General features: G+C 64.4%; 8 protein-coding genes. 5 read left to right on the plus strand and 3 right to left on the minus strand.

Features of this window, described 5'->3' with window-relative positions; all coding sequences use genetic code 11:
- The first annotated feature begins 20 nt into the window (after positions 1-20).
- From pglX to DVH02_RS36555, 3 genes are all read left to right on the plus strand, one after another.
- Positions 21-3,890 (plus strand): BREX-2 system adenine-specific DNA-methyltransferase PglX, encoded by a 3,870-nt coding sequence (gene pglX, locus DVH02_RS30585; protein ID WP_407697699.1) that lies wholly within the window; start codon positions 21-23, stop codon positions 3,888-3,890.
- A gap of 132 nt (positions 3,891-4,022) precedes the next feature.
- On the plus strand, positions 4,023-4,670 hold the full coding sequence (locus DVH02_RS30590) for a DUF433 domain-containing protein (protein WP_114627101.1): 648 nt from the start codon (positions 4,023-4,025) through the stop codon (positions 4,668-4,670).
- Complete coding sequence (locus tag DVH02_RS36555) at positions 4,649-4,918, plus strand: PIN-like domain-containing protein (RefSeq protein WP_267899089.1); 270 nt, start codon at positions 4,649-4,651, stop codon at positions 4,916-4,918. Before DVH02_RS30590 ends, DVH02_RS36555 begins: the two co-directional genes overlap by 22 nt.
- 139 nt (positions 4,919-5,057) lie before the next feature.
- Here the strand turns inward: DVH02_RS36555 and DVH02_RS30600 are convergent, their stop codons facing one another.
- The 3 genes from DVH02_RS30600 to DVH02_RS30610 all read right to left on the minus strand — a co-directional run bounded on the left by DVH02_RS30600 (position 5,058) and on the right by DVH02_RS30610 (position 6,456).
- Positions 5,058-5,432, minus strand: a complete 375-nt coding sequence (locus DVH02_RS30600; protein WP_114627102.1) for a type II toxin-antitoxin system VapC family toxin — start codon at positions 5,430-5,432, stop codon at positions 5,058-5,060.
- The gene (locus tag DVH02_RS30605) at positions 5,432-5,674 is read right to left on the minus strand and encodes a type II toxin-antitoxin system Phd/YefM family antitoxin (protein WP_114627103.1); all 243 of its coding nucleotides are present in this window, start codon (positions 5,672-5,674) and stop codon (positions 5,432-5,434) included. Before DVH02_RS30605 ends, DVH02_RS30600 begins: the two co-directional genes overlap by 1 nt.
- A 125-nt stretch (positions 5,675-5,799) precedes the next feature.
- A complete protein-coding gene (locus DVH02_RS30610) occupies positions 5,800-6,456 on the minus strand; it encodes an ATP-binding protein (RefSeq protein ID WP_114627104.1) in 657 nt (218 codons plus the stop codon).
- A 285-nt stretch (positions 6,457-6,741) separates the two neighbouring features.
- On the opposite strand from DVH02_RS30610, the gene DVH02_RS30615 reads away from it, so the two are divergent.
- A complete protein-coding gene (locus DVH02_RS30615; protein ID WP_114627105.1) occupies positions 6,742-7,617 on the plus strand; it encodes a helix-turn-helix domain-containing protein in 876 nt (291 codons plus the stop codon).
- A 3-nt stretch (positions 7,618-7,620) separates the two neighbouring features.
- Positions 7,621-7,765: DUF397 domain-containing protein (locus DVH02_RS30620; protein ID WP_147286166.1), on the plus strand; the 145-nt coding region annotated here is incomplete at its 3' end.

A 7,765-nucleotide genomic window follows, 5' to 3' on the forward strand; every position in this document is an offset into this window, starting at 1 on the left:
ACAACGGGAGACGTGACACAGTGATCGACCGCACGGCACTGCTGAAGGACCTGATCAAGCAGGTCAAGGCGGTCGAGGTGGACCTCGGCAAGCAGGTACGGGACGGCGAGGCCCTACTCAAACCGCTGCGCACCGAGTACGAGAAGGCGCGGAAGGCGGCCGACGCGGCACGGAAGGCCGCGAAGGCTTCGGGGAATCCGGCGGAGGCGCTCCCGGAGCCCCCGAAGTGGGATGAGTGGCTGGAGACGCGCCTGCTGGACGGGGTGTCGGGCGGCCTGTCGGCGGACCGGGTGGAGCAGATCCGGGCGGGGGAGTCGGTCGCGGGGAAGCTGCGGGCGGAGTACGACGAGGCGTTCAAGCTCGGCCGTACGGCGGCGACGTGGAGCGCGTGGCTGGACGAGCGAGTGACACAGGTCGCGGTGGCCTGGGTGCTGGGGACGGTCTTCGTACGGTTCTGCGAGGACAACCGGCTGATCCCGGAGCCGTACCTCACGGGCGGCGAGGCTGAGCGCCGCGACCTGGCGGAGGCGCGGTACGCGCAGTACGTGGACGAGGACGCGGACCCGACGTACCGGGGCTGGCTGGAGCGGGCGTTCGCGGAGCTGGGGGCGGGCCAGGCGGGCAAGCTCCTCTTCGACCAGGAGCGGAACCCGCTCTACCAGATCCCGCTGTCGCACGACGGCGCGCGGGCGCTGGTGGAGTTCTGGCGCGAGCGCGCCGAGGGCGTGTCTGGGGCCGGAGGTGGTGGCGAAGGTGGTGGCGTTGGCGGTGACCTGCTGGTCCACGACTTCACCGACCCGCTGAACGCGGACGGTACGGAGGGCTGGGACACCCGGTTCCTCGGCGACCTGTACCAGGACCTGTCGGAGGCGGCGAGGAAGACGTATGCGCTGCTCCAGACACCGGAGTTCGTGGAGGAGTTCATCCTCGACCGGACGATGGACCCGGTGGTACGGGAGCTGGGCGGCCGGTTCGGCGAACTGAAGATGATCGACCCGACGTGCGGCTCGGGCCACTTCGTGCTGGGCACGTTCCGGCGGCTGGTACGGCTGTGGGGCGAGCGGCGGCCGGACGTGGGCGCGCACGAGCGGGTGAAGGCGGCGCTGGAGTCGGTGCACGGGGTGGACATCAACCCGTTCGCGGTGGCGATCGCGCGGTTCCGGTTGCTGGTGGCGGCGATGGCGGCGGCGCGGGTACGGACGCTGGCGGAGGCGGGGCGTTATGACTGGCCGATCAGCCTGGCGGTGGGCGACTCGCTCATCAAGGCGCGGCAACTGGAACTGACGCTGGTGGGGGAGGACTCGGGGGACCCGCTGGCGGAGTTCGCTTACGCGACGGAGGACGTGCACGAGTTTCCGGGGATTCTGGAGCAGGGGCGGTATGACGTGGTGGTGGGGAACCCGCCCTACATCACGGTCAAGGACAAGAAGCTGAACGCGCTTTATCGGGAGCTTTACGCGTCTTGTGCGGGTAAGTATGCGCTGTCTGTTCCCTTCGCTGAAAGGTTCTTTCAGCTTGCGAAGGTGGGGGGATCGGGCGGGGCCGGTTATGGCATGGTGGGGCAAATCACTTCGAACTCATTCATGAAGCGAGAGTTTGGAATCAAGCTGATTGATGAGTACTTTGCGCACAAAGTGGAGTTGACGGAGGTAATTGATACATCTGGGGTCTATATTCCGGGTCACGGAACGCCAACTGTAATTCTCGTGGGGCGGCGCAAATTGGGAAGTGGCCGGGCAGAGCTGATCCGGACGGTGCGTAGCGTCCAAGGCGAGCCCTCTGCCCCTGAGCGTGCTGAGGATGGATTGGTGTGGAGGGCTATCGTTCAGCAGATTGATGACCCGGGGTCCGTCAGTAAATGGGTGTCTGTGGGAGATCTAGGGCGGCATCAGTATTTTGGTAAGCAGCCGTGGATTCTTTCTGATGGCGGACTGGAGATGGTTGACCAGCTGAACATGGCGAGTAAGTCGCGCCTCTCTTCTTTTACCAGTCGCCTTGGGGTTTTCGGCATGACTAACGCTGACGACATCATGTTGATGACTCGGGCTGCTTGGTTGCGGCGAGGTGGCGAACCGGATTTTGGTAAGGATCTTGTTCTCGGAGATGAGCTACGAGACTGGGAACACTACGGGGAAACGTATGCCTTCTTTCCCTATTTCGAAGACCTTCGACTTCGTGAGCTTCCGTCAAATTCTAACGCATACAGGTGGCTTTGGCCTGGCAGGACCGTGATGGGGAGTCGTGCGACCTTCTCCAAGGGGACGTATTTCTCGGATGGTCGAACATGGTATGAGTGGCACCAGACGACACCGAGTCCAGGTGCACACGAATGGACGATTACCTTCGCGTTCGTGGCTACGCACAATCACTTTGTGCTTGATAAGGGTGGTAAGGTATTCAAGCACTCTGCCCCCGTGATCAAGTTGAAAAATTCCTCTAGTGCGGAAGAATATTTCAACCTGCTGGGTCTCTTGAATTCGTCAACCATATGTTTCTGGATGAAGCAGGTGAACTACGGAAATGGAGGAGATCCCATTGGCGGTGATGGCGCTCGTGTTAGCGCACAGCCGTGGTCAGAGCGATATCAGTTCAGCTCGAACCCAATGAGGAGTCTCCCTCTCCCGGAGGCTTATCCGGTAACCCTGGCTGCCGCCCTCGATGATCTAGCACGGGTACTCGCTGTGACCGCTGCTTCTGCTGTGTCGGCGTCCAAAATCCCCACGGGCCTCTCCGTCCGAGAGGCTCACGCTGAGTGGGAATCCACCCGCGCCAAGATGATCGCCCTGCAAGAAGAGCTGGACTGGCAGGTCTACTCCCTCTACAAGCTGCACACCGAAGACCTCCGCGCCCCCGAGGTCGACGTACCCGAACTCGCCCTCGGGGAGCGCGCGTTCGAGATCGTGCTCGCCCGTCGCGTCGAAAAGGGCGAGGCGTCCGGGGAGTGGTTCAAGCGGCATCACTCCACGCCCATCACCACCCTCCCCGACCACTGGTCCGACGCCTACAAGGCCGTCGTCCAGAAGCGCATCGACGTCATCGAGTCGTCCCGGGCCATCGGCATGGTGGAGCGGCCGGAGTACAAGCGGCGCTGGGCTACCGAGGGTTGGGATGTCCTCCAGGAGCGCGCGCTCAAGTCGTGGTTGCTGGACCGGATCGAGAACCGTGACCACTGGTTCCAGGACGGGCAGCCCACCCTCCTCACCCGCGCCCAGCTCACCTCCACGCTCTCCCTCGACGAGGACTTCGTCTCTGTCGCCGAGTTGTACGCGCCCCGCCAGGAGTTGGCGACCGTCGTCGCGGACCTCCTCGCCGACGAGCACGTACCGTTCCTCGCCGCCCTGCGCTACAAGCCCGCCGCGCTGAAGAAGCGCGCGGACTGGGAGCACGTCTGGGATCTTCAGCGCCAGGAGGACGCCGCTCCCGATGAACCGGCCAAGCGGAAGATCCGGGACGCGATTCCCGTACCGCCGAAGTACACGTCCGCCGACTTCCTGAAGCCGTCCTACTGGAAGGCCCGGGGGAAGCTGGATGTGCCGAAGGAGCGGTTCATCTCGTATGCGACCGGGGCGATCTCCGGTGCGCCCAACCTCTTCGGCTGGGCCGGCTGGGATCACCGGGAGCAGGCCCAGGCACTCGCCACGTACTTCACCAACCACGGCGAGCTGTCCTCCGAGGAGATGACCCCCCTCCTTGCCGGTCTGCTGGAGCTTCAGCCCTGGCTCACGCAGTGGCACGACGAGTACGACCCCACCTACAGCGGTTCCCCCGCCGCCTTCTTCGCCGGTTATCGCGCGACCATGCAGGGCGAGCACGGTCTCACCGACGACGACCTCCGTTCTTGGCGCCCGGCCCCGGCCGCCCGGCGCGGTCGGCGTCCCTCACAAGGGTGAATCGGTCGGGGGTGATTGTCCCCGAGGCCGGACACGGACTCGTCATCCGTGCGGCCTCGGTGGCATGTTGAACATGCTGTTGTCCGACAGCCGTTGCCAACGGGCACAGGGTAATGAGAGGGGGCGGAGTTCATGACCGACCGGTTTACGACTGGACTGCTGACGCAGGCCGAGACATCGGAGTATCTGCGCATCCCGTCCTCCACCCTCTCCCGGTGGCTGGAGGGGCACGCGGCAGGTGCCCCTCTCGTGCACAGCGTCACGGAAAGGCGCCCCCGGCAGCCGTCCGTGCCATTCGTCGGGGTCGCAGAGGCATACGTACTGCACTCGTTGCGCAGCCTCGGTCTGCGACTCCATGAGATCCGTGAGGCGGCGGAAGCGGTCCGGAAGACCTTCGACACCCCGTATGGACTCGTGTCGAAGCGGATCGCTACCGACGGCATCGACATCTTCATCGACCATGGCTTGGGCGATCTGCGCCGGGCACGTGACGGCCAGGCACCCATCCACGAGGTGGTTGCCGACTACCTCCGGTACCTCTCCTGGGACGCGGACGATGATTTCCCCTCCAGCCTTCGTCTTCCTCAGTATCCGAGCATGGTGCCCGTGGCCATCGACCCGCGTTTTGGACGCGGACTGCCCGTCGTGGCTGCCAACCGGGTACCGGTTCAGGCGGTGACGGACCTCTGGAATGCCGGTGAGAGCTTCGAGGACATCGCATACGAGTACGACATGGCCCCTGATGAGGTCGAAGCGCTCTGCCAGGCCATGGCGGCGTAGGGCGGTCTGGGTTCTTCCTTGACCGAAATCTTGGTCACCGGGTGGTGGAGATGCTCAGAGAGCGGGACTGGATCGTCCACCCGATCGGTGAGATCTTTCCTTCTGACGCGCAGGACATACCCGACGAGGACTGGATTGCTCACGGCCTTGATCAGGGACGAGCACCGTGTCCAAGAGCGCACGCATCAAGACCCGGGATCGTGAGATCGAACCGGTCCGCGAACGCTCCGCCGTCTTGTTCTATCTGAACACTCAGCAACTCCGAAGCGCAGAGAAGGTCCGAGCGACTTCACCTCTGCCGCGAGGCCGTCCACCGCGCGATTGCTCGCGGCGGCCCGGCAGCATACGCAGTGCGTGCGGACCGGATCGAACGGACCTGGCCGTAGTTCACGCGTGAACGATGGGCACGTCGTACTCGGGGATCCACTTGTCCCGCGTCACCAGGGACATTCCTTCGATCTGAGCCTGGGCGATCAGTATCCGATCGAAGGGATCCCGGTGATGGGCGGGCAGCCGACTTGCTCGTACCCCATGCCCAGCGGTGACGGGCAGCCCGGTGAACTGGCTGTCGCGGACTCGCTCGGCCAGATCCTCCGGTCCGTCGAGCTTGCCAAGGGACTGCTTGATGGCGATTTCCCACGCCGAAATGGCGCTGACGTACACAGCGGGCTCTGTGTCGAGCAGGTCCTTGATCTCGCCGGACAGCTCGGGGGAGTCATCCAGCCACCAGAGGACCACATGGGTGTCCAGCAGTAGTCGCATCAGCGCATCCCGAAGGCGTTGGCAAGGTCATCGGGCAGATCGTCGAAGTCGTCAGAGAGGTGGATCTGTCCCCGGAGCGAGCCTCGACCGGTTCGTTTCACCTTCGGGCGGAGCGGTACAACCTTGGCGACCGGCTCTCCCGCCTTGCTGATCACGACTTCCTCGCCGGTCGCGACCTGCTCCAGGATCTTGGAGAAGTGCGTCTTTGCTTCATGCACGTTGTACTGGCGGGCTGCTTCCATGACTGCCTCACGACGCGTTTCGACGAATGGACTAAGTGCAGGACTAAGTGTAAGCCCGGGGGTGCCGCCCCGCCCGGTTCCGGCCGTGACGACGGCTGGAACCGGGCGGTCCCGTCGGCGCCCGGTCACCCCGGCGCGGTTTCCGTGGCCCTGGGTAGGACGGGTGCGCCGGCCTTCCGCACGATCAGGGGTTCGCGCGAGTGGACCCGGAGGGCAGGGCCATCGTTCAGGTCGATCACGACATGGAGCACACCGTCCGCGTCCAGGTCGCCGCGTACGCCGAGCGCCGTGAGCCACCTGCCCCAAACGCGTACGGAGTGTCCCGGCAGAACCATCGCGGCCGGAACCTCGGCCGGTGGCGTGGGTTCCGGTACGACGGCCTGGGCCTTCAGCTCCGCCCATACGGTCTTTCCGATGCCGCACGCGCGCTCCTTCACGCCCCAACGGTGGGACAGCGCCTCCACGAGCATCAGCCCGCGCCCGCCCGTCTCCTCCTCGCCGGGGTGCTGAATCTCCGGCCTGCCTGCGCCCGCATCGCTCACCTCCAAGCGGATGAGGGGCTCCTCCGGCACCCGCACGATGCGTACGCCGACCTGCCGGTCGCCCGGCACGCGCACCCGCAGTGCGTTGGTGACCAGTTCGGAGAGCACCAACTCGGCTTCGTCCCGTGTGGTCTGGCTCAGTGCCCAGTCCCCGAGCACCGCGTGCAGCGTCGCCCGCGCTCTGGGGACGCTGCGGTGGCGGCGGGTCAGCCTGAAGGCCACTTCGTTGGGTTCACCCATGACAGCTCCTACCGATTCGCGAGCGGTCCGAACTCCCGGATGAGTACGGGCATCTGCTCGTCGATCAGTCACCCGGTGCCGTATCTGACCGCACCGGGTGCGGGCACACTCGGCGTTCAGTCGAGTGCGTTCTGTAGCGATGTAAATGTGGCACTTGTCATTGAGACCGGTCAAGCCACTGGACTGTCCAATTGACAAGTCGATCGACAGTTCGCATAAAATCTCGGTAACGCGATGTGGTCGGCCGGGCTAATCTCGTGACCGACTCGTGAGCAGAGGAGCTTCATGTCCGGAGCCAGCAGTACGCCGTTGATGTCTCGCGTCACTCTCGGCCGGGCGCTGCGTCGCCTCCGCGACGAGGTCAATCATCTGACCCTCGCGGAGGTCGCTGCAGCGATCGGCTGTGACATCTCCCTGCTCAGCCGCATAGAGCTGGGCAAGCGCAACTGTTCACACGAGCACTTCGCCAAGCTCATGGATCTGTACAAGGTTTCGGAACTTGAGCGCGTCGGTCTTGCCGAGCTGCACACCGCCACCCGGGAGCGGCGTCAGACCTGGTGGTCCCGGTACGGCGAGGTCATCACGGCCGAGTACGAGCGTTTCCTCGGCTTCGAGGCTGCAGCATCGGTCGTGCACGAATATCAAGTGGGCATGATTCCGGGGCTGTTGCAGACCGAGCGTTACGCGCGTGCCGTGATCGGGGCTGGCTTCGCTTCGCTGGGGCCCGACCAGATCGACGCACTCGTTGAGGTCCGTGACTTGCGTCAGCGGCATCGACTGCTGGAGGCAGACCGGCCGCTGGTATGCCACTACGTAGTGACTCAGGCGGCCCTGGAGTTTCAGGTGGGTGGAGTGTCGGGGCATCGGGAGCAGCTTCGGCATCTCTTGGAGCAGTCGGAGCGCGAGACCGTCGAACTGAAGGTAATTCCCTACGAGAAGGGGGAAGAAGGTGCACAGATCGCCGCGTTCCAGGTCTTCCAGTTCGCTGATGGTGACGTGCCCGACATCGCCTTCGGTGAATCTGTCGCTGGTAACTTGACGCTGGATGACCCGAGGGACCTCCGGCGCCTGCACCGCATCTTCAACAATCTCTCCGGGGCGGCGCTCGACCCTGACAAGAGCCGTGACCTGATCACCGGTATCAAGAACAAGGAAGACTGACTGATGGAGAAGGCCGATCTCTACTCGATAGACCCTGCGACGCTCTCCTGGCAGAAGAGCAGCTTCACCGCAGGCGACACCCAGTGCTTCGAACTCGCCCCCCTCCCCGCCGGCGGCGTCGCCCTCCGCGACTCGAAGAACCCCGCCG

This window comes from Streptomyces corynorhini (assembly GCF_003346515.1).
GTDB classification, from domain to species: domain Bacteria; phylum Actinomycetota; class Actinomycetes; order Streptomycetales; family Streptomycetaceae; genus Streptomyces; species Streptomyces corynorhini.

Bases quoted from the DNA above. Each gene is read 5' to 3' on its own strand.
- DVH02_RS30590 (WP_114627101.1), top strand. From the start codon at position 4,023: ATGACCGACCGGTTTACGACTGGACTGCTGACGCAGGCCGAGACATCG.
- DVH02_RS30600 (WP_114627102.1), bottom strand. From the start codon at position 5,432: ATGCGACTACTGCTGGACACCCATGTGGTCCTCTGGTGGCTGGATGAC.
- DVH02_RS30615 (WP_114627105.1), top strand. From the start codon at position 6,742: ATGTCCGGAGCCAGCAGTACGCCGTTGATGTCTCGCGTCACTCTCGGC.
- DVH02_RS30610 (WP_114627104.1), bottom strand. From the start codon at position 6,456: ATGGGTGAACCCAACGAAGTGGCCTTCAGGCTGACCCGCCGCCACCGC.
- DVH02_RS30605 (WP_114627103.1), bottom strand. From the start codon at position 5,674: ATGGAAGCAGCCCGCCAGTACAACGTGCATGAAGCAAAGACGCACTTC.